Annotated in this window: 17 protein-coding genes and 1 pseudogene; 12 read left to right on the forward strand and 6 right to left on the reverse strand. The window is 65.9% G+C overall.

All coding sequences use genetic code 11. The features are described 5' to 3' along the window. The first annotated feature begins 12 nt into the window (after positions 1–12). Positions 13–504 (forward strand): Rrf2 family transcriptional regulator, encoded by a 492-nt coding sequence (locus tag ACTMO_RS0106730; protein ID WP_051099214.1) that lies wholly within the window; start codon positions 13–15, stop codon positions 502–504. A 60-nt stretch (positions 505–564) separates the two neighbouring features. Here the strand turns inward: ACTMO_RS0106730 and ACTMO_RS0106735 are convergent, their stop codons facing one another. Further along, a complete protein-coding gene (locus tag ACTMO_RS0106735; RefSeq protein ID WP_026448950.1) occupies positions 565–2,379 on the reverse strand; it encodes a DUF2339 domain-containing protein in 1,815 nt (604 codons plus the stop codon). A 184-nt stretch (positions 2,380–2,563) separates the two neighbouring features. Between ACTMO_RS0106735 and ACTMO_RS23425 the strand changes: the two genes are divergently transcribed. The 3 genes from ACTMO_RS23425 (at position 2,564) to ACTMO_RS0106755 (ending at position 8,013) form a co-directional block, all read left to right on the forward strand. Further along, positions 2,564–5,317, forward strand: coding sequence for a polymorphic toxin-type HINT domain-containing protein (locus ACTMO_RS23425; RefSeq protein ID WP_019853909.1), 2,754 nt, complete (start codon positions 2,564–2,566; stop codon positions 5,315–5,317). Beyond that, positions 5,317–5,934 (forward strand): hypothetical protein, encoded by a 618-nt coding sequence (locus tag ACTMO_RS22315; protein ID WP_084792085.1) that lies wholly within the window; start codon positions 5,317–5,319, stop codon positions 5,932–5,934. The genes ACTMO_RS23425 and ACTMO_RS22315 overlap by 1 nt, the downstream gene beginning before the upstream one ends. Before the next feature lie 1,536 nt (positions 5,935–7,470). Next, entirely contained in the window at positions 7,471–8,013 is a 543-nt protein-coding gene (locus ACTMO_RS0106755; protein WP_245556059.1) for a hypothetical protein, read from the forward strand. Positions 8,014–8,128: 115 nt separating this feature from the next. Here the strand turns inward: ACTMO_RS0106755 and ACTMO_RS0106760 are convergent, their stop codons facing one another. From ACTMO_RS0106760 to ACTMO_RS20570, 5 genes are all read right to left on the reverse strand, one after another. Next, positions 8,129–8,896, reverse strand: coding sequence for a dienelactone hydrolase family protein (locus ACTMO_RS0106760; RefSeq protein ID WP_026448952.1), 768 nt, complete (start codon positions 8,894–8,896; stop codon positions 8,129–8,131). A 97-nt stretch (positions 8,897–8,993) separates the two neighbouring features. Continuing rightward, a complete protein-coding gene (locus ACTMO_RS0106765; RefSeq protein WP_019853914.1) occupies positions 8,994–10,796 on the reverse strand; it encodes an acyl-CoA dehydrogenase in 1,803 nt (600 codons plus the stop codon). Positions 10,797–10,803: 7 nt separating this feature from the next. Beyond that, on the reverse strand, positions 10,804–11,547 hold the full coding sequence (locus ACTMO_RS21930) for an AfsA-related hotdog domain-containing protein (RefSeq protein WP_019853915.1): 744 nt from the start codon (positions 11,545–11,547) through the stop codon (positions 10,804–10,806). Between the two features lie 26 nt (positions 11,548–11,573). Continuing rightward, positions 11,574–12,383, reverse strand: coding sequence for an SDR family NAD(P)-dependent oxidoreductase (locus ACTMO_RS0106775; RefSeq protein WP_033401505.1), 810 nt, complete (start codon positions 12,381–12,383; stop codon positions 11,574–11,576). A 3-nt stretch (positions 12,384–12,386) separates the two neighbouring features. After that, complete coding sequence (locus ACTMO_RS20570; RefSeq protein ID WP_019853917.1) at positions 12,387–13,421, reverse strand: 3-oxoacyl-ACP synthase III family protein; 1,035 nt, start codon at positions 13,419–13,421, stop codon at positions 12,387–12,389. A 598-nt stretch (positions 13,422–14,019) separates the two neighbouring features. On the opposite strand from ACTMO_RS20570, the gene ACTMO_RS0106790 reads away from it, so the two are divergent. The 8 genes and pseudogenes from ACTMO_RS0106790 (at position 14,020) to ACTMO_RS0106830 (ending at position 24,402) form a co-directional block, all read left to right on the forward strand. Next, the gene (locus tag ACTMO_RS0106790; protein ID WP_019853919.1) at positions 14,020–15,942 is read left to right on the forward strand and encodes a cellulase family glycosylhydrolase; all 1,923 of its coding nucleotides are present in this window, start codon (positions 14,020–14,022) and stop codon (positions 15,940–15,942) included. Between the two features lie 132 nt (positions 15,943–16,074). Continuing rightward, entirely contained in the window at positions 16,075–17,046 is a 972-nt protein-coding gene (locus tag ACTMO_RS0106800; RefSeq protein WP_019853921.1) for a carbohydrate kinase family protein, read from the forward strand. A 252-nt stretch (positions 17,047–17,298) separates the two neighbouring features. Continuing rightward, positions 17,299–18,306: pseudogene (locus ACTMO_RS0106805) on the forward strand (glycoside hydrolase family 5 protein); the annotation flags it as partial. Positions 18,307–18,689: 383 nt separating this feature from the next. After that, positions 18,690–20,363, forward strand: a complete 1,674-nt coding sequence (locus ACTMO_RS0106810) for an ABC transporter substrate-binding protein (RefSeq protein ID WP_157062821.1) — start codon at positions 18,690–18,692, stop codon at positions 20,361–20,363. Positions 20,364–20,370: 7 nt separating this feature from the next. Beyond that, positions 20,371–21,360, forward strand: a complete 990-nt coding sequence (locus ACTMO_RS0106815; protein ID WP_019853924.1) for an ABC transporter permease — start codon at positions 20,371–20,373, stop codon at positions 21,358–21,360. A gap of 176 nt (positions 21,361–21,536) precedes the next feature. Next, positions 21,537–22,337: an ABC transporter permease gene (locus ACTMO_RS22855; RefSeq protein ID WP_019853925.1), complete on the forward strand. Its 801-nt coding sequence runs from the start codon at positions 21,537–21,539 to the stop codon at positions 22,335–22,337. Further along, positions 22,334–23,431: an ABC transporter ATP-binding protein gene (locus ACTMO_RS22860; protein ID WP_019853926.1), complete on the forward strand. Its 1,098-nt coding sequence runs from the start codon at positions 22,334–22,336 to the stop codon at positions 23,429–23,431. The genes ACTMO_RS22855 and ACTMO_RS22860 overlap by 4 nt, the downstream gene beginning before the upstream one ends. Beyond that, positions 23,428–24,402, forward strand: a complete 975-nt coding sequence (locus ACTMO_RS0106830; protein ID WP_019853927.1) for an ABC transporter ATP-binding protein — start codon at positions 23,428–23,430, stop codon at positions 24,400–24,402. The genes ACTMO_RS22860 and ACTMO_RS0106830 overlap by 4 nt, the downstream gene beginning before the upstream one ends. Positions 24,403–24,458 lie beyond the last annotated feature (56 nt).

Below are 24,458 nucleotides of genomic sequence, written 5' to 3' on the forward strand. Positions count from 1 at the left end.
GTGTCCGTCGCAGTGCTGGACATCCGTTTTTCCAGTTCCCTGATGGCGATGTTCCTCCTCGCCGTCGCCGAGGAGGAGGGAAACCCGACGCTGAGCTCCGCCCAGCTCGCCGAGAGAATGGACACCAACGCCAGCCTGGTGCGCAAGCTGCTCATCCCGTTGGCCCGGGCCGAACTCGTCGTGTGCACCAAAGGACGCGCCGGCGGAGCCAGGTTGGCGCGTCCGGCGGAGGAGATCACCCTGGCCGAGATCTACCGCTGTTCGACGGGGGACAAACCGCTCTGGAACTGCCGTTCCGGTGACGAGCACGACTGCCGGATCGCCACGAACGCGCAGAGTTACTTCGCCGAGTTGACCGCCGAGGCGGAGCGGGCCGTGCTGGGCGCGCTCGGCGACCGCACGCTCGCCGACGGGGTCCGCGAACTCCGACGTCTCGACGGGGAGGGGAACCCGGGTGGGGACGGCGCAGGACTCCGTGGGGTCGCTTCGTCCGACCGGTCCTAGCGGTACCGGGCGCGGACGGAGGTGGTCGAGACCGAGCGGGAGACACCCGAGGCACCCGGCTCATCCGGCCGTCGGGTCCGTGCTCACCGAACGCGCGTAACGCACCCCGGCCGCCAGCAGCACCAGACCGGTGCACAGGAACGCCACCACCCGCGCGAAGCCGTCCAGCGTGGCCAGGTCGAACAGGAACAGTTTGGTCAGCGCCACGGGAAGCAGCACCATACCCGCGACACGAAGCGAAGTCAGCCTGATCCCCCGCAGCAACAACGCGATCGCGGCCACCACCCAGCTCAACGTGATCGACACGTGTCCGAGGAGGAACCCGGAACGGTCCGGTTGCAACAGCGACACCAGCGCCATCGTCGCGCTGGCCGTGCCGTACAACACCAGGACTCCCGCCAGGATCCACAAGGTCTTCGCCGCCGGCGGGCGGGACAGCACCCCGAGGCGAACTCCCGCGACCGGAATCGCCACCGCGACCAGCGCGGTCAGCGTGCCCACCAGAACTCCGGCGGCACCCGCCGAGTGTGACACCAGCACCAGGTGGCGCGGCGGAATGTCGTGGTACAGCGCCATCACCGTACCGAGCGTCGCGTAGCACAACGCCCCGAGCAGCACACCGGGGCTGCGCAGCCACAGTGCCCCGAGGGTCAGCAGCAGTGCCTCGCACAGCAACGCCGTGGCCCAAACCGAGGCGTCGAGCGCGGTCATCGTGGACTGCACGACGGCGATCGCCGCGATTCCGCCCGCCGCGGTGGTGAACTCCTCGGGCAGCCGATCACGCCGGCTCAGGAGGAAGCGCGAGCCCCACAGGACCGCCAGCGCTGCGGCCACGCCCGCCGCGAGCGCGGCCGCGAACGGCCGCTCCACCAGCGGGGTGGCCAGCAGGACCGGTATCGGTGCGGCCACCAACGAGGCGGTCGCGGTGTTGTCCTCCGGACGGAGGGCGGAGGTGACCGTGGCGACCACCACCCCCAGCAGGGAGGCGGCGCTCACCACGAGCACCACGGCGAGGTGGTCGGTCGCGGCCAGCATCGCCCAGACGTCGGCGAGAACCGCGGCGATCACCACGGGCAACGCGGCGACCCCGGCCAGTTGCCTCCAGCCGTGCCGGAGCTGTACCGGAGTGGCCACCAGATGCAACAGCGCCAGAAAACCGACCAGCACCGCGTTCGGCTCGCCGATGACCAGCGGCGCGCACACCGCACAACCCGCAACCACTCCCATGGCCACCGGTTGGGCCCGCCACCGGTCGGACAACAGCAACCCGCCGCCGGCGAGGACGAAGCCCGCCGTGAGACCCCCGAATACCGACAGGTAGTCGTACAGGACGGTGGCCGCCACCACGTCCAGGTACAACGCGGCGAAGCCCGTCGCGGCCAGCGCGTAACTGCCGGACGTGCCGCCAGGTCTGCCGCGCACGCGGAAAGCGGCCGCCAGCAGCACCGCTCCCAGGCCGGCGCCACCGAGCACCCGTGTGGCTGGGCCGAGCCAACCACGTTGGACCGCGAGCATCAGCAGGAACACCACGCCGAGCAGCGTCACCGCCCCGCCGATCCAGGCCAGCAGCCTGCTCGGAGTCCAACCGTGTCCCACAGGCCGGGAGTCCGGGGGGCGCTGCTCCCCGCCCGGGACAGCGCCCTGGGCGGGCGCCGGTGGTCCGTGCCACGCCGACCAGGTGGGGGAGGGGGCGACCTCCGACGGTGGAGGTGGGGTGGAGGTGGGTGGTGCTGGGAACGGTTGTTCTGCGGGGAAATGCGGTGAAGACGGGTTCGTCTGCAGCCGTACGGCACCGGCGAGGCGGTCCAGCCGTCGGCTGATCTCGGTGATTTCCTCGGCGACCGCTTCCAGGGTGGGGTGCTCCGGCTCGGACATGTCCTCAAGATGGTGTGTCAGGCCTCGGTGCGGGAACAGTACGAATACTCAGATCCCCGGCCACCTCCCTGAGTACTCGGCTGTTTGTCGGTGTTGTCGGCTCTCGTCGGAGACGGGGCTGTTCGCTCGGCTGGAGTTCCCCCGCGACCGGGCGCTTTCGAATTCGGAGCTCGCCCGCGGGAACGTGCAGGGGTATGACGCGGCGGGCCAACTGGTGTCCGAGACGGACGCCCGCGGTGAGAAGCTCGTCTACACCTACGACGAACTCGGGCGCAAGACCGCCACGCACTCGGGTTCCTCGGACGGGCCCAAACTGGCCGAATGGAAGTACGACACCGCACTGCAGGGCACGGGCGAGCTGGCGGTCGCGACCCGCTGGATAGACGGCAACGCCTACCAGCGAAAGTTCGCGGGATACGACTCGTTGCGCAATCCGCTCAAGACCGAAACCGTCATTCCCGAGTCCGAAGGAAAGCTCGCCGGGTCCTACACCTCGTATTTCCAGTACGCCCCGGACGGTTCCCGGGACAGCAGGACGTATTCGGCGATCGGTGGGCTGGCTGCGGAAACGGTCAGCCACACCCACGACGATCTCGGTAATCTCCTGACCACGTGGGGGACGATAGAGGGTAGTCCGGACTACGTTTCCGACACCCGCTACACCTCCTACGGGGAGCTCGCCCGTCTTCAGTTGGGTGAGGTCGGCAATCGGGTGTGGCAGTCGTACTACTACGACGAGCACACCAGGCGCACCAAGCGCACGATCGTGGACGCCGAGGTGCCGGATCCGATGCAGGCCGATCTGGCCTACTCCTACGATCCGGCGGGCAACATCACCTCGATCGCGGACCAGCCGCGCGGCGGTGTACCGGATGTGCAGTGCTTCCGGTACGACCACCTGCGTAGGTTGACCGAGGCTTGGACCACTGGGTCGCGGTGCTCGCAGGATCCCACGACCGAGGACCTGGGCGGACCAGCGCCGTACTGGCGTTCCTACACCTACGACGAGGTCGGCAACAGGCTCACCGAGACACGGCACTCCGCCGCTGGGGACACCGTTCGCGAGTACTCCTACGGACAGCGGGGGCACGCGTTGACCTCGGTGTCCACCGACGGTACGACGACCGGTGAGTTCGGCTACGACGCCACCGGCAACATGATCGCCCGGAAGGTGGATGGTCGTGACCAGACGCTGGAGTGGAGCGCGCGAGGAAACCTGAGTCGGGTTTCCACACCGGACGGCACCAGCACCGAGTTCGTCTACGACGCGGAGGGGCAGCGGCTGCTGCGTCGCTCCCCCTCGGGGACCACGTTGTACCTGGACGGTCAAGAACTACGGTTGGATGCCGAGACCGGGGAGCTGTCGGCCACGCGCTACTACCAACACGGTGACAAAACCGTGGCGATGCGGGCCTCGGGTGAGGGGCTGACCTGGTTGGCCTCGGACCACCAGGGAACCTCGAAGCTGGCGATCGACGCGGAGTCCCTGGACACCACCAGGCGGCGGTTTTTGCCGTTCGGTGGGGACCGTGGGGGTCAGACCGAGTTTCCCGGGGAGAAGGGCTTCGTCGGGGGCACGGTTGATGCTTCCGTCGGGGTGACCACCCTGGGCGCGCGGCAGTACGACCCGGATCTGGGGCGGTTCATCTCGGTGGATCCGGTCATGGACCTGACCGATCCGCAGCAGATGCACGGTTACACCTACGGCAACAACAATCCCGCGACGTACTCGGATCCCAGCGGAAAGTTCTTTATTCCGTTCGTCCCGAACTTCGTGTTCAATTTTTTGAACTACGTCCTGAACTCCATGATGGACTACGGGGATCAGGGAGCTGATCGCCGTTTCGTCGGTGGTGGGGGCGCCCAGAGCCGTTCCGGTGGGGTTTCCGGTGCTCGTGCCGGGGAGGGGCAGCAGAAGCCCGAAGAGAAGAACTCGCACTTGCCGACACTCAAAGAAGTCGGCCACGGGTTGTTGGACGCGGTGGGGATGGTGCCGATAGTCGGCAACGTCGCCGATGGCGCCAACTGCGCGTGGTATTCCGCCGAGGGGAAAAAGACTGATGCCGCGCTCTCGTGTGCGGCGGCGGTTCCTGGCGCGGGTCAGTTCGCCACGGCGGCCAAGTACGGCAAGCGCGCCTGGAACGCGGGCAAAGGTCTGTGGAACAAAGCCCGGGGCCTGTGGAAGAACCTGACCTCGCGGCGCAAACCCAACTGTGCTCCGAACAGTTTCGTGCCGGGCACGGCGGTGTTGATGGCCGATGGCTCGCATGAGCCGATCGAGGAGGTCGAGGTCGGGGATCGGGTGATCGCCACCGATCCGGAGACCGGTGAGACAGCGCCGCGGAAGGTCGTGGCCACGATCACCGGCAACGGTGCGAAGGACCTGGTCGAGGTCACCGTGGACACCGACGGTGCGGCCGGGGACGAGACCGGGGTGGTGGTGGCCACCGATGAGCATCCGTTCTGGGTCGATGACCGGGGTCGCTGGGTCGATGCCGAGAAGTTGCGGGCCGGTGACGAGCTGCGCACCCCGGACGGTGAGCTGGTCGAGGTCACCGACATCCGCCAGTGGACCCAGACCCAGCGGGTGCACAACCTCTCCATCAACGGCATCCACACCTACCACGTAGTCGCTGGTGACATCCCGATATTGGTACACAATAGCGACTGCGCACCGTACTCAAGATATGATGATGTTACTGATCGTGGATCAAGGGTAATAAACAAATCAACCGATGTTGGTCCTGAGAAGTTCAAGAAAAACCTCGAAATTGATGGATGGAATCGAACGGAAAAAGGGCCGAATTTTATGTATGAAAAAGACGGGGCGAGATACTTTCTTCGTAAAGAGGTAAAAAGTCACGATGGGTGGACTGCAGACTATTACATGCCAGGTTCAAAGAAAGCTGATATCAAAATCAGGCTAGGAGATGACTAATGGTTGATGCGGGTTCGATAGCGGCCGATCGAGAAGAATATAAAAGTGTTTATTCATGTGTTTCTGCAGTATTCAACCTGGATCTCAGATTGCCGAATCAGGTTTTTAAGAAGAACCAAGGAGATTCGCTTTTCAGTGAGTTCGACGGAGTGCTCGCTCCGGAACTTTGGCCTGCGTTGTGCGAGTTGGCTCGATGGAATGGGGATAGTCACGTAGAAATGCTGGTTCTGGAGCCGTCCTGTGAGGGATTCTATTTTCCAGAATATCGTATGTATCCTGCTCTTTCATTGTCAGTCAACGCCGATGAGGAGGACTATTGGGAGTTGATCGGATACGAGCCTAATGGTGAAATTTTGGGATCGCTCGCTAAGTCTGCGGAGGTTGTCGCTATCAGTGGCCGCTCTGGCAAATGGGGGTGCTGGGGAGAAAGGAACGATGAGGTGGCTGTGTTCCAGGGATTCCAGGAAAGTAGTATGCGGAACGAATGGTGGACTCGGTACGGTCCTTTCATGGAGGTAGCGGACGCATTAAAGACGTACGTATATCCTGCTCCGGCGAAACGGGCTGTTTCGGAGGAGTACGCTCAAACTTTGATGGCAAACTACAGTATTTTCTAAAATCAGTATCAGTAACATTAATACTGAGATTTTCTCGGTAGTGAGTTCGTAGTTGTTCGGGAGAGACCAGAGTGGGGATGCGGAGAGCCTCTGGTAGGGCTGGAGTTGCGACGCTCTGCCTTTTATCGAGAGGCTCTCCGTAGTTTTCTTCATCGCGTGCCAGCTTGGATGTGCTCTCGGGCGCTCGCCCGGCATGTGTCCGGTCTGTTGGCCCTCGAGCGGGGACGCGGTACGCGATGGGGCCTCTGCGTTGGCTCGGTTCTGGCAGGCGGTACTGGTGCTGCGGTGGTTTCGGGGGAGGACACGCGGATATTTCGGCTGGCTGCCGATGCCACTGTCGATCTCGTCACGGCGTATCATCACCTCGACGAAAGCATTGCCTGTGGCCGAGTAGGCCTCGACCTTGGACGAGGTGTTGCGTCAGTACCACGAGCAGCGCGATACGCACGTCATCGTCGAGGGGAACGCTGATCCGTACCGTCCGCTTGGCCGACCGCATCGAGACTGGCATCGACCGGGGATGCTCAGGCGAGCAGCACGTCTTCGGCGGGAACTTCCTCATACACCAGGTTGCTTCTGGATCGGATTTCGTCCCAGACACAGTGAACCACGGATCCCACCGAACCAACCAACCCACTGATCCACTCGATCACCCAGCACAGCCCGTCCACACGCAACCCTGTGCTATTGTCCGCACGACGATCTTTCCTTCGCGTACTGCTGTTCTTGGTCAGCAAGCATGACATCGAAAAGATCGTTGCTTTGTGTGTAGACAACAGGGAAGGCTATGCAGGTGAGCCGAAGACGAGGGTGGCAATAAAAAGCAACGGTCTTTCCGGGTATCATGGAATTCGACCAAAAATCCCATGCACTCAAGGAAAGACCGTTGCTTCTTGTGCTTATCCCCACTAATCACCACACCTGCATAACCTTCATGGTGTTTCAATAGGAATTGCCGAGGCGGGAGAACGGGAAACGTTTTTCGACAAAGAAAAAAACTGGTTATGTGTCACAAGTGGAAACATTGAGAATCAGAAAATTATAAGATAGCTTCGAACACGATTCTGGGTATTAAGGATCGCGAGTTGTGTTCTGTTTGGCTTAATCCCATATTTAGACGATAAGGTCTTCTCCTGTCGGACTCCTCCTGGTGTGTCGTCGCCGGGTGGAGTCCGACAGGGTGTGGGGAACCGGTGGAATGTGGTGCTGGTGATGACGAAGAGCGGGATCGGGCGGTTCCGGGTGGGGTTGGTGGGATCAGTTCTGGTGGTCGAGACTTTTTGGTGGTTCTGATGAATTCGGTCGACGATATCCATGGTTTGAACGGTGAAAATGGATTTGAAAACATGTAAGAGGGCCGTTTCCGACGAACAAGGAGAGCTTGTTTTTGATGGGTTGATAAGAGGAGAAGGCCATTCTACGGTCCGTGTGGTATTTATTGATCATAACCTTCAAAGAAAATCAGTTGCGGTGTCAGGATGTTACAGGGGAGACTGAGGATCAGGTCTGTTACGTTTACTACTGAGGGTGTATATCGTGTATGACGAGCGTGTTGCTGTGGCGGCGTTGCGGGCGGCGTATCCGGATGTGGATTCGGAGGATCCGGTGGCCTTCTTCGGGGAGGAGGGGACGCATTTTCAGGGGTTGATGTTCGCGTGGTTGTACTGGCCGCGTCTGATTGAGATCCACGGAGCCGTGTTTCTCTGTCTGAACGGTGAGGATGAATCGTATATCCGTGAGCTCCTGTCAACTCCAGTGGCAGATGGTCATTCTGACTGGCTACCTATGTCCTGGAAAAATGTTGTAGACAATTTCAACTGGTTCGAGGTGCTTCATCTGTTTGGTCTTCACGTTCCTCCGGATGAGTATGTTGTTCCGGCGTCGGAGCAGATCGCTGAGATTCTGGTGGAGTCGTGGTCGGCGCGGTTGAAGGTGGCGTATCCGGAGCGGGAGTTCTCGGTGTCTTTGATGGACAGTGACACGGAGGATGTGGGGATCGAGGTGGTGCAGACCGCTCCGGAGTTGGAGGTTCCTGCCGGGTGGGATCCTCGGCGGCGTTTCATCAACCCGGACGTGTGAGGTCCCCAGGGTATCCAGCGAGCCGGAAGACGCATGAAGCCTTCCAGGGAGGTCGTTGATGGTGGATTCCGCCTCGAGTGCGTGACAGCGTGAAACGGGCGGCGCTGCGGAGAACTCACGCCCCACGCCCGAGGGTGCGCTCGAACAACGCCAGCAGTTCCGTCCAGTGCCGTTCGGCCGCGTCCCGGTCGTAGCTGGCCGTGTCGGCCTGGGTGTAACCGTGCGCGGCGCCCTCGTAGACCTCGGCACGGTGGCGGACCCCCGCCTCGGTGAGCGCCCGGTTCAGCCGCTCGATCTGCTCGGGCGGCAGCGCGTGGTCCTGGTCGGCGTGGCCGAAGTACAGCTCGGCGGTGATGTGTCCGACCAGCCGGTGCGGACTGTCCGGATCCTCCGTGGCCAGGTTCCCGCCGTGGAAGCAGGCCACCGCGGCGACGCGGTCTGGATGGGCGGCGGCGGTGCGCATGGCCAGCGCCGCGCCCATGCAGTAACCGGTGACCCCGACGGGCCCGTTGGCGGCCTCCGGGCGGGTGGCCAGCCATTCGAGATAGGCCCCGGCGTCCCGCACCGCCCGTTCCGGAGTGAGTTCCCGCATGATCGGACCGATCCGCTCGAAGAGGTCCGGGCGCTGGTGTGGGTCGATGAACTCGGGCAGTTCCACCACCGGAGTGCGACCGTGCCGGTAGAACACGTTGGGCACCACCACGGTGTAGCCGGAGGAGGCCAGACGGTCGGCCATGGCGGTCAGGTGCGGACGGATCCCGAAGGCGTCCATGTACAACAGCACACCCGGATGGGCGGCGGTGTCGTCCGGATGGGCCAGGTAGGCGTCGGCCACACCATCCGGCGTGGGGATGTCCACCGAGCTTCCACGTACGGCAGTCATGGGACCGCTCCTCTCCACACCGTCGATATCCGCCTGCCTGAAGGACACTTCCATCCCATCACATCCTCGTGGGAGGAGGCCTGCCGGCGGAGGCGGCTCACGGGGAGGACGCTGCGGTCATGGCGGTTATGTAGTCCGCACTGGCGATGGGGGCGGGCAGCACCTCGTCGTCCAGCCCCGCTTCGTCCAACAGGTGGGGCCCCGCTTCGAGCAGTGCCCGGAACTGTTCCCCCAGCGTCGGAGCGATCCGTCGCTGCTGGGCGGGGGTGACCCACTCGTGTAGCAGCAGCTGCTCAGCATGGGAGTGCAGCTCCTCCAGCGCGTAGACCAGACACAGCCGGCGCAACAGCTCCCGTGGCTCTCCCTCCGGGAGACGCTCCGTCCGTGCCCGGAACTCCTCGAGCGTCCGACGGTGGGCGTGTGCGCGGACGAGTTCCCACGCCAGGGCGGTGTTCTCGTTCCACCGCTCGAACTCGGAACGGTCGCACATCGCTCCCAGCCGGGTGCACAAGCGCGTGTGCAGCATGTTCTCCCGAAGACGGGTGAGCTCGACGCAGACGGGCAACTCCGAGACGTCCCCCGTGGGAGGAGCGGGACTCTCCCGGGGGGCCGGGGGGTGCGCCCACAGGGTCAGCGACCGTGCCAGGTCCAGCACCGTCAGACTGTTGTCGCCCGCCGCCGAGTGGTAGACGCTGGCCAGGCCCTCGTACGCGCGAACACGGTTGACCTCCAGGATGCCCTGCGCCCCGAGGCTTGTGCGGCAGTCCCGGGTGACTCGCTCGGCCGCCCACGTGGCCGCCACCTTGGTCAGGGCGAGTTCGTCGTGTACCGAGGCCCACGGAGACCACGTGGTCTCCGCTGATCGTTCGGCACGCTCCCCGGACACCACAAGTTCCCGAGCACGGTTCACTTGGGCGGTGATCGCCATGGCCGTGGCCAGGGACCCGAACACCGCCGTCTGGACACCTCCGTGACGGATCGCCGTGGCACCCGGAGCGAGTTTTCCGGAAGTGATCCTGTGGTGTAGGTAGCGGAGTGTGATCGCCGTCGTCGCTCGGGTCACGGCGGCCAGCCCCATCGCCCCGGCCGCGGAGGCGTTCCGGGATATCTGCAGGGAACGCAACAACCGTTGCTGTGGAGAACCGGCGGGATCGTGGAGTTCTCTCTCGGAGGTCAGCTCGGCACCGTCGGACAGCCAGCAGTCGAAAGGCACCCGTACTCCGTCGAAACGGACGAGCGTGTAGTCCAGGGAGACCGCTTCGGAGTTCCACACGGGACCGACACACACTCCCGAACACGTTCCCGCCCGGTCCCGCAGCCGGACGAGGAACGGGAAGACGCCGTGGCAGACGTCGTGCACGTACAGCTGCGCATAGACCATCCCGATCTTGGGAACGCCTTCCAGACCGGCGTGGGCCATGAATTTCCGCGCCGCCTCCTCCGGAGTGCGCAGTACGAACGTCTTCGTGGATGGGTCGTAGTCCGCGCGGGTGCGCAGGGCCACGTGACTCGTGCCGTGCCCGAGTTCGGTGATCAGAATGGTTCCGACGGCCTGTCCGGATTCGAGTTCGGCTCGTGCCCGGTCCACCTCCGTACCGCTACGTCCCATGCCGTCGATCCCGGCCAGGCAGACCCCGTAGTGGACTTTCGTGGTCAGGAACAAGGCGGGGTTGACCACGGCGACCCATTCCAGTGTGGTGAACAGGATGCGACGGTCCCGCCGGACGCGTTCGGCCAGACCGAGCACGTCGTTGAGGTGGCGCAGCTGTTCGTAGGTGCGGTGTTGGGCCTGTGACTTCGACTGGTCCCGCGGAGGATCGGTGAAGGGCGGGGCGGTGAACACCCTCCGCATCTCGGCGTCGTAGCGCTCGTCGCCGTCTCGGACGAAAGAACGGATCATGTTCTGGTCACCTCTTCTCCGGCGGGCCGGTACGTGTCAGCGTCCTTCGCGCCTGCCCCGCTTCGGCCTCGAACACCGCGTGGGGATCGAAGGCGTTGAGCTCGAACTCGTACACGCCGGTGGTTTCTCCGGCCTGCTCCGTTTCCACGCGGGCGGTCAACGGCACGCGGTCCTCATCGGCTTCGCCGGAACGTGACAGCCGTGCGCGTAGTGTCGTGGGAAGGGGAAACACGAAACGGTGGAACGAGAAACCGCACCGGTGCATCACCGCGTATCGGGCTTTTCCGCCCGACGTTCGGGGAACCGTTTCCCCCACTCCCCATGTGACCAACTGAATCGCGGCCTCGATCAGCAGCATGCCGGGAAGGTGCTGCTGATCGGCCGTGTGGTCGCGGATCATCTCCGTGTCGTTCGGCACCGTCAACGAGGCGCCGATGGTCTCTCCCGAGGCGTGGGCGTCACCGATGAGCACGTTGTCCTGGGACTGTTTGAGCACCCTGTGCCGGGCCACCGGTCGGGGTGGTTCGCCGTGGAGCGACATCGACGCGGAGAGTCCGCGAGCGAGGATCGTCTCCTCCAACTCTCTCCAGGAAGTCCGGTCCACGCCCATTCCCGGGTGCAGCACGGTCGTGTTCTGCCCGCCCGGACGCTCCTCCGGACGGCTCAGAACCCCGCCTAGTGTCTCCACACCCTCGTTCCCGGCGAAGCGGGCGAGGCAGTCTCCCACGACCCACACGTGTTCTTCCGACATCAGGTTCCTCCCGAATCTCGCTTCCGTCATCCGATCAACGGGTGCGCCACCAGCCCACCGTCGACGACCAGGGTCTGGCCGGTCATGAACGAGGCCGCCGGAGAGGACAGGAAGATCGCGGGTCCCACCAGTTCCCCGGGCTCGGCCCAACGGCGCTGGGGAACGTGTGACAGCACCGCCTCGGAGGTGGACTCGTCTTCGTGCGCCGAGGAGGTCATTTCGGTGCGTACCCAGCCGGGGCAGAGGGCGTTCACCCGAATTCCCTGGCGGGCCCATGCGGTGCCCAGGGAACGCACCAGCGACACCTGGGCCGCCTTGGCCGCTCCGTACGGCTCCATCCCTCCTATTCCCACCAGGCCGGCCACCGAGGACATCACCGTCACACTCGGATCCGGGGAGACGGACAGAAACGGTCGAGCCGCCCGAAGCAGCCACACCGTCGCCATCAGGTTGACGTCCAACACACCGGCCCATTCGGTGTCCGAGGCCCCCAGTACCGTCCGCATCAGCAGTACCCCGTCCTCGTCGACGATCGGGCCGCCGGCGTTGTGCAGTACGACGTCCAGACCTCCCCCCAGCGCTGTCACGGCGTCCTCCACGACTCCGGTGCAGCCATCACCGGTGGACAGATCACCCGGAACGGCCGTGGCCCACCCGCCTTCCCCGCGGATCGCCGCGGCCTCCTCCCGCAGCGTTTCCGCGGAACGAGCCGCCATGGCCACCTGAGCACCGGCGGCGGCGAAACCTCGTGCGAGGCACAGTCCGATGCCCCGAGAAGCCCCGGTGATCAGTACCCGCCGGTCCGAAAGGTCGAACAATGATCGCGCTGACTCCATTCGTCACCTCTGTGTCTCATCGAACACGCTGGCCGGTGTGTGCGTGGTGGGGGACCAACGCAGCAGACACGAGCCCCATGTCAGTCCTGCCCCGAAGGTGGGAAGCAGCACGTGGTCACCGTCGGAGACTCGGCCGTGAGCCACGGCGTGCGTCAACGCCACCGGGATCGACGCGGCTCCGACATTGCCCAGTCGTTCGCCGATGATCACCGTCTTTCCCTCGGGGAGTCCGTTCCGCTCGCTCAGGGTCCGCAGCAGCAGTGGATTCGGTTGGTGGGGCACCACCGCGTCCAGATCCGCGATGCGGATTCCCACGGCCGTGCAAGCCTCGGCCAACACCCGGGGGAACATGTCGGTGATGAACTCCCGCACCGCTCGTCCGTCCATGGAGATCGTGTGTTCTCGCTCGGTGAGCGAGCGGGAGCTCGCGGGGATACGGCTTCCACCGGCCGGGATGAGCACCTGGTCGGCCTGGCTGCCGTCCGAACCGAGTGCCACGTGCAGGATGCCCCGTTCGGGGGGCGCCGGTCCGAGCACGGCCGCTCCCGCTCCGTCACCGAACAGGGTGGCGGTCCCGCGGTCAGCGGGGTCCAGGAACTTCGTGTACGTTTCGGCTCCGATCACCAGTGCGTGTCCTCGTGTTCCCCGCCGGGAGAGCCAGTCGTGGGCGATTCGTGTTCCGAACACGAATCCGGAACACGCGGCGGCCACGTCGAAAGCGACGGCTTCGTCGGCGCCGATCAGGGCCTGGACCCGACACGCCGTGGACGGTCCCAGTTCGTCCGGGGTGGAGGTCCCCAGCACCAGCAGTTCGATCTGGTCTGCCGCGATGCCGGCCGAGCTCATGGCACGACGAGCCGCTTCGGCCGCCAGGTCGGAGGTGCCCTGGTCCTCCTCGGCCACTCGGCGTTCTAGCACTCCGGTGCGTTCTTCGACCCACTCGGCGGTGACTCCCGCCGCGGGTGCCACTTCGGCGTTCGTACGCACGGTCTCGGGCACACAGGCGCCCAAACCGACGATTCCGATGGGGTTCGGCACTGCTCACACCTGCTTGTCCGAAGAACGAGGGAGACCTTGGGGTCTTTTCTGGCTGTTCTCTGTGCTGCTGTGGGAACATCCGGTATCGGACTGTTCCTTTCGCTCGGTCGAACGGTGTTTCCTCGCCAGAGGCGCCACGTTCGTGTTCGTGGCGCGGGACACTAACGTCGTCGCTGACACGGTGCTGACGTGCTGCTGACACGGGGCCCGGAGGTGGGTCCCCAGTGGTCGGATCAGGAACACTCCCGACGCTTCCCGGTTCGTGGAGGAGCGTGACGGACACTTGACACTTAAGCGCTTAACTGATGAACTGCCTTCCAGTTGTCGTCAGGGGAAGGGTGGGCCGGTACGGATCGCCGTCAGTCCGTGCGCTCCGTTGACGGCGTCTCGACCGGGAGACAGCACTCGGACGAGTCAAGGTAGGAACGCCGGTACCCGGGCTGTGCGGTTTCCCGCGTGTGTACGAGACGTTCGCTTCGGGCGAGGCCGAAACGCACCGGTGCCGTGGGACGTCTCCGCAGCTCCCGCTGCCTCGTCGGTACCCACCACGACCCACACCGTGGGCGGGGAGACCCGGCCCTGTTGAGGAGAGGATTCCATGCGTCGCCACTTCGCGATGGTCAACACGTCCGGCCGGCCGGGTAACTGGCTCGGCGCCAACTTCTGGTCCCGAAGCGGTGGCCCGCGGATGTGGAGCAGATACGACTCCGAACTGGTGCGCACGGAGCTGCGAACCCTGCGACGGCACGGACTGACCGTGACCCGGTCGTTCTTCTTCTGGCCGGACTTCATGCCCGAGCCCGAGCGCGTCGACGAGAACTGCGTCGCCAACTACGCCGACTTCCTGCGGGCGCACCTGGAGATCGGCATGACCACCATCCCCACCTTCCTCATCGGACACATGTCCGGCGAGAACTTCGACCCTCCGTGGCGCGGGGGACGCGATCTCTACACCGACGTGTGGATGGTGGACAGGCAGGCGTGGTTCGTCGAGCGGATGACCGAGCGTTTCGCCGAACACCCCGCCGTGGCCGGGTGGCTGATCAGCAACGAGATGCCCATCTACGGTGGTCACGCCTCCGAGGAGACGGTGTCGAGCTGGGCCCGGATGATGGTGCGCGCGGTTCGCGCGGCGGGCGGGCGCCAGCCGGTCTCGATCGGTGACGGGGCGTGGGGCGTCGAGGTCACTGGTGTGGACAACGGTTTCTCCGTGCGGGAGCTCGGCGAGATGACCGACTTCCTCGGCCCGCACGTGTACCGGATGGAGGACGACCAGATCCGCCAGCACTACGCGGCCGCCTTCGTCTGCGAGATGGTGAGCACCCTCGGGCACCCGGTGGTGCTGGAGGAGTTCGGACTGTCCTCGGACTTCGCCTCGGCCGAGCACTCCGCCCACTACTACCGCCAGGCGCTGTACCACAGCCTGCTCGCGGGGGCCACGGGCTGGCTGGCCTGGAACAACACCGACTTCGACAATCTCTTTGACCAGGACCCGTACCGCCACCATCCCTTCGAACTGCACTTCGGTCTGACCACCGTCGACGGGGAGCCGAAACCCCAGCTGGAGGAGATGGCCGAGTTCTCCCGGGTGCTGTCCGAGATCGACGTGGCCCACTGCCGACGCAGAGACGCCCGGACGGCCCTGGTGGTGCCCGAGTACCTGGAGGGGCAGGTACCGATCACCGACGAACGGGACAACCGGTTCTCCTTCTCGGTGCTCCGGCAGGCCTACGTGAGTGCGAAACTGGCCGACGTTCCGGTCGGCCTGACCAGGGAGCGCGACGGACTCGACGGGGACTGCTCGCTCTACGTGCTGCCGTCCACCAAGCAGCTCACGGCTCCCGCCGGCTACCGGCTCGAACAACTGGCCCGCGACGGTGCGGTCGTCTACGTCTCGTACTGCCACGGTGTCACACCGTTCCAGCGCGGACCGTGGTTCGCGCACCTGAACCGGATGTTCGGGGTGGAGCACCAGCTGCGTTACGGCCTGGTCGACCCGGTCGAGCACGACGAGGTCGAACTGACCCTCACCACCGAGTTCGGCGGGTTGTCCCGGGGGACGACCCTGCGCTTCGCGGTGGCCGGCAACGAGCACAGTCGTTCCCGCCTTCCGGTGCGGCCCACCGAGGCCGAGGTGGTGGCGACCGACCAGGACGGCAATCCCGCCCTGCTGCGCAGGCGCGTGGGACAGGGGTGGGTCGTGCTGTGCACCTATCCGCTGGAGCACATGGCCGACCTCACCCCGGGAGTGAACCCCGACGCCACGGTGGCCCTCTACGAGGCGTTGGCCACGGTCGCGGGGGTGGACCGGCCGGTGGTCACCGGTGATCCCTCGGTCAGCGCGGACGTGCTGGACCACGGCGACGGACGGAGCTTCGTGTTCGTGGCCAGCCACTCCGACCTGCCGGTGACGGTCAAACCGGAGGTGGCGGGGCGGCTCGTCGACCCGCGGACGAACACCACCGTGGAAACGCTGGAACTGGCCGCCCACGAGGTCCGCGTGCTGCTGCTGGAGGGCTGAAGCGCGCCGAGGCCCGTCTCGCTCCGAGCGGGGACCGGTGTCGAAAAGCACTCCGGTCTCGGTGGTCCTCGCCCGGACGGTCGGGGATTCGGTTCCCGACAGGTACCGGAACACTCCCTGGGAGGAACTCTCGTGATCGTCGTAGGAGGAGAGGCGCTCGTCGACCTCGTCCCGGACGGGGGCGTCCCCGAGGGGGAGCTCGCCCCGTTGGTCCCTCGCCTGGGTGGGGGACCGTACAACGTCGCCGTCGCGTTGGGCCGGTTGGGAGCGAAGGCCGCCCTGTTGTCCCGGATCTCCGGGGACACCTTCGGCCGGGCGCTGTTCCGCCGTCTCGTGGCGTCCGGAGTGGACACTTCGCTGGTGCAGCGCGGTGACGAGCGCACGACACTCGCCGTGGCTCTGCCGGACGGGGAGGGGAGGGTCGACTACGACTTCCGTGTTCACGACACCGCCGACCGTCTGGTCTCCGATCCCGGCCCGCTGCCCTCGCGGACACGGGCGGTGGCGCTGGGAACGTTGTCGCTGGTGCTCGAACCGGGGGCCGGTGTCTACGAGACCGTGCTGCGGCGCGAGTCGGAGCGTGGTGTTCTCGTCGCGCTCGATCCGAACGTCCGGGGCGCGTTGGTCTCCGAGCCCGTGGCCTACCGGAAACGTTTCGAGGGCTGGTTGCCGCACGTCGACCTGCTGAAGCTTTCCGACGAGGACGCGTGCTGGTTGGACGCGGGCAGCGGTCGCGAACCGATGACCTCCGCTCGGAGATGGGTGGGGATGGGGCCGTCGGCGGTGGTGGTGACCCACGGTGGTGCGGGCATGTCGGTGGTGACCCGACACGGCACGTGTGTCGAGGTTGCAGGCCCGGACTCCCCGGTGGTGGACACCATCGGGGCGGGGGACACGGTGCAGGCCGCCCTGCTGGCCTGGCTGGACCAACGGAACCTGCTGGGGCGGGAGGGGGTCGCGGCGATGGGAGCCGCCGAGTGGCGGGAGGCGCTGGACTTCGCCACGCGGGCGGCCGCGGTGACCTGTTCCCGCGCCGGGGCCGAGCCTCCCCGGGCAGCCGAACTCGACACGGGGGGTCCGTCCGTGGAACGGTGGCCCGGCTGACCGGTCTCTTCCCCTCAGTGGCCCCGATGATCCGTCCGGATCAGCGGGGCCGTGTCGTGTCGGGGTCCACGACGCCGCTTTTGTCGGTTCCGTTCACGGGGTTGAAACTTAAGCGCGTAAGTGTTTCGCTGTCTGTGGCTGAGATCACGGTGAACATTCGGGAAACCCCGGTGTCCGTCTCGTTCCACCGTGATCGAAGGAGGCCGGATCCGGATTCGCCGTCGGACAGGCAAGCACACCACGAGGTGTTCCATGAAAACACGGTTACGCGTTCTGGGCACGGCACTGGCCGTGCTGGCACTCTCCCTGGCGACGACGTTGTCGCAGGCCACCGCGGACACGACCCACCATCGGCCCGCTACGGAGGGTTTCCACGTCAGTGACGGGCGTCTGCTGGACGCCAACGGCAACGACTTCGTCATGCGGGGAGTCAACCACCCCCACACCTGGTACCCGGACCAGACACAGTCGCTGTCCGACATCAAGTCCCTGGGAGCGAACACGGTGCGCGTGGTGCTCAGCAGCGGTCACCAGTGGACACGCGACGACACCGCCGACGTGGCCGAGGTGGTCGCCGACTGCAAGCGCAACCGGCTGATCTGTGTGCTGGAGGTGCACGACACGACCGGATACGGCGACCAGGGTGGCCGGGCCGCCACCCTGGACCAGGCGGTCGACTACTGGCTCAGCGTCCGCGAGGCGCTTCGGGACCAGGAGGAGTACGTCATCGTCAACATCGGCAACGAGCCCTTCGGCAACAGCACCCACTCCCAGTGGACCTCGGCCACCAGTGAGGCGATCCAGCGCCTGCGCTCGGCCGGTTTCGAGCACACCCTGATGGTCGACGCCCCCAACTGGGGCCAGGACTGGCGGTACACGATGCGCGACGACGCCGCGAGCGTCTTCGCCGACGACCCGCTGGGCAACACGGTGTTCTCCGTCCACATGTACGGCGTGTTCGACAGCGGGGACGCGGTGCGCGACTACCTGCGGCACTTCGTCGAGGCGGGACTGCCGCTCGTGGTCGGCGAGTTCGGCCACAAACACTCCGACGGGGACGTGGCCGAGGACGCGATCCTGGCCGCGGCCGAGTCGTTCGGTATCGGCTATCTGGGCTGGTCCTGGAGCGGTAACAGCGGTGGTGTCGAGTACCTGGACATGACCGAGGACTTCGACCCGACCAGGCTGACCCCGTGGGGGCAGCGCCTGTTCAACGGTGAGAACGGCATCCGGGAGACCTCCCGGGAGGCTTCGGTCTACTAGGCGGAGTTCGTTCTTCGGGGACTCGTCGGGCGGAACCCGCCGGCGACTCCCTGCCGGTGGCCGCGGGAAGGCACCCGCGGCCACCGGTGTGTGCCGGGGACCGGGGAGAACGGGGAGTGCGTGCTCGCCACGGGGACGGAAGGTCGCTTAAGCGAATAAGTCAACCGTGGAATGGCGAGTGGTGCGAGGGACTGTCGCCCCTTCGGGGACTCCTTTTCGATGGTTACTTGATTAATCAAGTAACCGGGATGTCGCTGTCACTCTTGTCTGTGCGGAGATTCTCGGCAACTATGTACGCCAACTCACTTAAGCGCTTCACTCAACGGCTCGCAACCGCGGTCGACGGAGGCGGACGAGGATCGTGACAGGAAGGAGCCGCCATGCCAGCACGCCTCACGAGGCGGACGGTGCTCAGAGGTTTCGGAGCGGGCGCCGCGCTCGTGGCCACGGGATGCTCGGCGGTGGACAGCGGTGGGGACACCACGCTGACCGTCTACACCGGTAAGAGCGGAAGGTTGACGAAGAACTTCAACCCCTTCTCGGCCACGTCGAACCCACCGGCCCGCGGCATGCTCTACGAACCGCTGATGTTCTTCAACCAGGCCCGCGACGACGCCCCCACCCCGCAGCTCGCCACGGGCTACGAGTGGGCACCGGACGGAACGTCGATCACCTTCACCCTGCGGGAGGGAGTGTCGTGGACCGACGGGACGTCCTTCGACAGCGCCGACGTCGCGTTCACCTTCGACCTGATCAGACGTATCCCCGCGATCAACACCGCCGCGCTGCCCATAGCCGGGGTACGAACTTCCGACGCGCGCACGGTGACGATCGACTTCACCCGACCGGTGTTCGCCGACCTGTGGTACATCGCCGGCTACACCTTCGTCGTTCCGGAACACGTCTGGAGTGAGGTGGACGATCCAGCCACGTTCCCGAACCCGGAACCCCTCGGGACCGGAGGGTACGTGTTGGAGAGTTTCTCCCCGCAGAGCTACGTGATGACCCGCAACCCCGACTACTGGGAACCGGGCAAGCCCGAGGTGCCGAGCCTGCGCTACGTCTCGCTGAACGGCAACCAGGCCGCGACCAAGTCCCTACTGGCGGGAAAGATCGACTGGACCCAGATCTACATCCCCCGGGTCGAGAGGACCTATGTCTCCCAGGACGAGGACAACGCCTACGTCACCACTCCGCTGTACCTGACCGTGATGATCGCCAACAACGACCGGGGTCTCACGGCGGACCGGGCGGTTCGTCAGGCGCTGGCACTGGGCATCGACCGCGAGCAGATCAACGAACTCGCCTTCGGCGGTTACAACGAGGCCCCCTCCCCGGCGATGCTGCTCCTGCCCCGCGACGAGGCCTACACCGCACCGGAGTTCCGGGGACGACGCATGGACACCGACAGGAAGCGTGCCCGCCGGACACTCACCGAGGCCGGCTACCGGCGTGGTCCCGACGGGATCTTCGTCAGCCCCTCGGGGCAACGGCTCTCGTTGACGGTGAAGATGGTCAGCGGCTACACCGACTACATCTCGGCGGCCGCCGTCATGCGCAGGCAGTTGAGCGAGGTCGGTGTCGAACTGAACCCCGAGGAGGTCTCCTACGCCGCGTTCACCGCCGAACGCAACAACGGCGAGTTCGAACTTGCCCTGGACAACCTCTACGGCGGTCCGATGCCGTACTACCTCTACAACCGTTTCTACAACAGCGCGAACACCGCCCCGGTGGGACAGCAGGCCAATCCCAACTACGCGCGTTTCCGCGACGACACCGTCGACGCGGCCCTGTCCCGGATCGCCTCCACCCGGGACGAGGAGATCCGGCGGGAAGCCTACGCGGAGCTGCAACGGGTCATCGCCGAGGAGGTTCCCTACGTCCCGGTGCTGCAGTCGAACTCACTGACCGAGTACAGCACCGCCCGGGTCACGGGATGGCCCACCGAGGACGACCGCTACGCCGTTCCCGACGCCCAGTTCGTGCCGGATCTCGGGATCGTGGCCAAGAACCTGAAGGTCAGAAAGCGGCCCGGGTCGGCGGGAACGAGGTGACACCGGTATGACCTATCTCCGACGCAAGATACTGTTCTATCTGGTCGCGGCGTGGATCGCGATCACCGTGAACTTCGCGATTCCACGGATGATGCCGGGCAACCCGGTCGACATTCTGCTGGCGCGGCTGCAACAGGGCGGCGCCACGGTGCTGCCGCAGTCCCGGCGGGCCCTCGAGACGGCGCTCGGCCGATCAGGAGACGGAAACGTCCTCGTCCAGTACTTCGAGTACCTGGGTAACCTGTTCACCGGAGATCTCGGCGTCTCGGTGACGTACTTCCCCACCCCGGTGCTGACGGTGCTGGGACAGGCTCTGCCGTGGACGCTGGTGCTGGTGGGGGTGTCCACCCTGCTGGCCTTCGTGCTCGGTGTGGGCGTGGGCACCTTCGTGGGATGGCACCGGGGCACCTGGCTGGACGGGGTGGCTCCGACCACCACCTTCCTGTCGGCCATCCCCTACTTCTGGCTGGCACTGATCCTGCTGTTCCTGTTCGGTTCCTTCTGGCAGGTGTTCCCGCTGGCCGGTGGGTACGACTACGACACCACCCCCGGCCTCAACGCGGAGTTCCTCCTCAGCGCGCTGCACCACGCCGTGCTTCCCGGGCTGACGATCGTGTTCAGTTCGGTCGGTGCCTGGATGCTGGGGATGCGCAACATGATGGTCTCCACGCTGTCGGAGGACTACGTCCTCACCGCCGAGGCCAAGGGGCTGCGCTCCCGCCGGATCATGCTGGCCTACGCCGCGCGTAACGCCGTGCTGCCCAGCATCGCCGGATTCGCCATCTCGCTCGGTTTCGTCGTCAGCGGCTCGATCGTCACCGAGGCGGTGTTCTCCTATCCGGGGGTCGGTTACGTGCTGCTGCAGGCGGTGCAGAACAACGACTACCCCCTGATGCAGGCGATCTTCCTCGTCATCACGCTGACCGTGCTCGGCGCGAACCTCGCCGTGGACCTGCTGCACTCGGTCATCGACCCCCGTACCAGGAAGGCTGAGTGAGACTCCCGATGGCAACGCGCACCTCCCCCACGGGCCGGGCTGGCCGCGAGGAGAGCCCGGAGCCTTCCGGGCGAAGCCCCCTCGGCGATCCGCTCCCGACGTCGGGCGGCCGGAGAAACCCGCTCCGCCGACTGCGTCTGCCCTCCTCGGGCAAACTTCGGGCCGGTCTGGGCATCGTGACCGCCATCGTGCTGTTCGGCGTTCTGGGGCCTCCGCTGACTCCCGACCCCCAGGCGATCAGCGGCGCGGTGCTGAGCCCTCCCAGCGGGGAGCACTGGTTCGGTACCACCCAGACCGGTCAGGACGTGCTCGCCCAACTCGCCGAGGCCACGCGGGGCTCGCTGCTGGTCGGTTTCGTGGTGGGGATCCTGGCCACCGCGCTGTCGGTCGTCGTCGGCGTCGTGGGTGGCTACGCCGGCCGCAAGACCGACGAGACGCTCTCGCTGCTGACCAACGTGGTGCTGGTGATACCCAGCCTCCCGTTGGCCATCGTGATCGCGAACTACCTGGCCGGTGGCGGGCTGGCGGTGACCGTGCTGGTCATCGGTATCACCATCTGGGCCGCACCGGCGCGGGTGCTGCGGGCACAGACCCGCTCGCTGCGGGAACGTGACTACGTCAGCGCCGCGAAGGCCTCGGGGGAGCGGACGTGGCGGATCCTGTTCGTCGAGATCCTGCCCAATCTCCTGCCCGTGGTCGCCTCCCAGTTCGTCTTCTCGGTCGTCTTCGCCATCCTCACCGAGGCGTCGCTGGCCTTCCTCGGACTGGCCGGGTTCGGGCAGCTCACCTGGGGGACGTTGTTGTACTACGCGCAGAACGCCCAGGCGCTCGTCCTCGGCGCCTGGTGGTGGTTCGTTCCTCCGGGGCTGTTGATGGCGCTGACCGGATGCGGTCTGTCCCTGATCAACTTCGCCATCGACGAGGTCATCGACCCGAACCTGCGCACCCCGGCACACAAGCGGAAGGTGTCCCGATGAACACACAACCGACCTTTTCCGAACGGTGGTCACCGGTACTGACCGTCCGCGGTCTGAGCGTCGACTACGAGGCCGACCGGCCCGTGCACGCCGTCCGTGAGGTGGACCTGGCTCTCGGCCGCGGCGAGATTCTCGGTCTGGCCGGGGAGAGCGGGTGCGGCAAGTCGACACTGGCCTACGCCGTGAACCGGCTGCTGCGTCCTCCCGCCCACGTCGTCGGCGGTGAGGTCGTCTTCCACCACGCCGACGGCGCCGAGACCGACGTGTTCGCCCTGGACGGTGAACAGCTGCGCCGTTTCCGGTGGAACAGGCTGGCCATGGTCTTCCAGGGTGCGATGAACGCGTTGAACCCGGTGCTGACCGTGCGTGCCCAGTTGGAGGACGTCATCCGCGCCCACGAGCCGGCGACGGACAGGCGCGAGCGCGGACGGCGCTGCGCGGAACTGCTCGAACTCGTCGGCGTGGACCCGCGCAGACTCGACAGCTACCCGCACGAGCTTTCCGGCGGGATGCGCCAGCGCGTCATGATCGCCATGGCGTTGGTCCTGCGTCCGGACGTGTTGTTCATGGACGAACCGACCACGGCGCTGGACGTGGTCGTGCAGCGCGAGATCCTCGCCGAGATCACCCGACTGCGTGCCGAACTCGGCTTCGCGGTCGTGTTCATCACCCACGACATGTCCCTGCTGCTGGAGATCAGCGACCGGATCGCGATCATGTACGCGGGCCGGGTCGTCGAGGAGGGCGGCACGGAGCGACTGCGCCGCACACCGCTGCATCCCTACACCCTCGGCCTGCTCCGTTCGTTTCCCAGTCTCACCGGTGATCCCACCGGTCTGCACGGCATTCCCGGCCGCACACCGGACCTGGCCGAGTCGCTGGACAGGTGTGCCTTCGCCGAACGCTGCCCCTACCGTCGCGAGGTCTGCGACGGCGAACAGCCCCCGCTCGTCGCCCACCCGGACTCCCCGGCCGGAGCGGACGGCCGAGCGGCCTGCCACGCCCACGACCCGAGCAGGTACGGCACCGCGCCCCCGGAGTCGCTGCTGCGTGGCGAGTTCCGTCCGATCGAGGAGTCAGAGGTGATCCGGTGAGCACCTTCGAAGTCCGTGACCTGGTCAAGGAGTTCCGCCTGCGCGAGAAGGGCGGCAGGCGGAGGCTGCGTGCCGTCGACGGTGTCTCGTTCGACCTCTCCGCCGGAAGTACGGTCGCCCTGGTGGGGGAGAGCGGCAGCGGAAAGTCCACCCTGGCCCGGATGCTCGCCCGCCTGCTGCCGCCCAGCTCCGGAGAGGTGCGCGTGGACGGCAGGGTGGTCGGCACCGGGCGCGGGGCCACCCGTGGCTACCGCGGCGACGTGCAGATGGTTTTCCAGGACCCGTTCGCCTCGCTCAACCCCTTCCACACCGTGGGGCATCACCTGAGTCGCCCGCTGCGGTTGCACGGTGGCAGGCTGACCTCCTCCGAGCTGAACGAGCGGGTCGAGCGTCTGTTGGAACGGGTGGCGCTGGTGCCGCCCGACCGTGTGGTCGGCAAACAGCCGCACGAACTCTCCGGGGGGCAACGCCAGCGGGTGGCGATCGCCCGCGCCTTGGCCCCCGGTCCGAGGGTGCTGCTCGCCGACGAGCCGGTGTCCATGCTCGACGTCTCCGTCCGGCTGGACATCCTCAACCTGATGGACCGCCTCAAGGCGGAGGAGGATCTGGCGGTCCTCTACATCACCCACGACCTGGCGACCGCGCGGCACTTCTCCGAACGGGTGCTGGTGATGTACCGGGGACAGGTGGTCGAGCGGGGCGACAGCGACGACGTGATCCTGCGGCCACGGCATCCCTACACCCGTTTGCTCAGGAGCGCGGCCCCGGATCCCGGCGGAAGCGACCCGCTGACCGTTCCCGTCGAACCCGCCTCCACCGAGGTTCCGGCCGGGGACCAGGGGTGCCCGTTCCGGGCCAGGTGCCCCCATGCCATGTCGGTGTGTTCCCGCCGTCCTCCCGAGTTCCCGGTCGGGGACGGTCACCTCACCAGCTGTTGGCTCTACGAGTCCTCGACGGAGGAGAACACGTGAACGAGGTGCCGGGGCACCGGTCCACCGAGGTGTCCCACCACATCCTTCCGGACGAG

It is taken from the genome of Actinopolyspora mortivallis DSM 44261, from assembly GCF_000384035.1.
In the GTDB taxonomy this organism is placed as follows: Bacteria; Actinomycetota; Actinomycetes; order Mycobacteriales; family Pseudonocardiaceae; genus Actinopolyspora; species Actinopolyspora mortivallis.

What these genes read in the sequence shown, in the direction of transcription:
- ACTMO_RS0106735 (WP_026448950.1), bottom strand. Translation starts at nt 2,379, where the DNA reads ATGTCCGAGCCGGAGCACCCCACCCTGGAAGCGGTCGCCGAGGAAATC.
- ACTMO_RS22315 (WP_084792085.1), top strand. Translation starts at nt 5,317, where the DNA reads ATGGTTGATGCGGGTTCGATAGCGGCCGATCGAGAAGAATATAAAAGT.
- ACTMO_RS0106760 (WP_026448952.1), bottom strand. Translation starts at nt 8,896, where the DNA reads ATGACTGCCGTACGTGGAAGCTCGGTGGACATCCCCACGCCGGATGGT.
- ACTMO_RS0106765 (WP_019853914.1), bottom strand. Translation starts at nt 10,796, where the DNA reads ATGATCCGTTCTTTCGTCCGAGACGGCGACGAGCGCTACGACGCCGAG.
- ACTMO_RS21930 (WP_019853915.1), bottom strand. Translation starts at nt 11,547, where the DNA reads ATGTCGGAAGAACACGTGTGGGTCGTGGGAGACTGCCTCGCCCGCTTC.
- ACTMO_RS0106775 (WP_033401505.1), bottom strand. Translation starts at nt 12,383, where the DNA reads ATGGAGTCAGCGCGATCATTGTTCGACCTTTCGGACCGGCGGGTACTG.
- ACTMO_RS0106790 (WP_019853919.1), top strand. Translation starts at nt 14,020, where the DNA reads ATGCGTCGCCACTTCGCGATGGTCAACACGTCCGGCCGGCCGGGTAAC.
- ACTMO_RS0106810 (WP_157062821.1), top strand. Translation starts at nt 18,690, where the DNA reads ATGCCAGCACGCCTCACGAGGCGGACGGTGCTCAGAGGTTTCGGAGCG.
- ACTMO_RS0106815 (WP_019853924.1), top strand. Translation starts at nt 20,371, where the DNA reads ATGACCTATCTCCGACGCAAGATACTGTTCTATCTGGTCGCGGCGTGG.
- ACTMO_RS22860 (WP_019853926.1), top strand. Translation starts at nt 22,334, where the DNA reads ATGAACACACAACCGACCTTTTCCGAACGGTGGTCACCGGTACTGACC.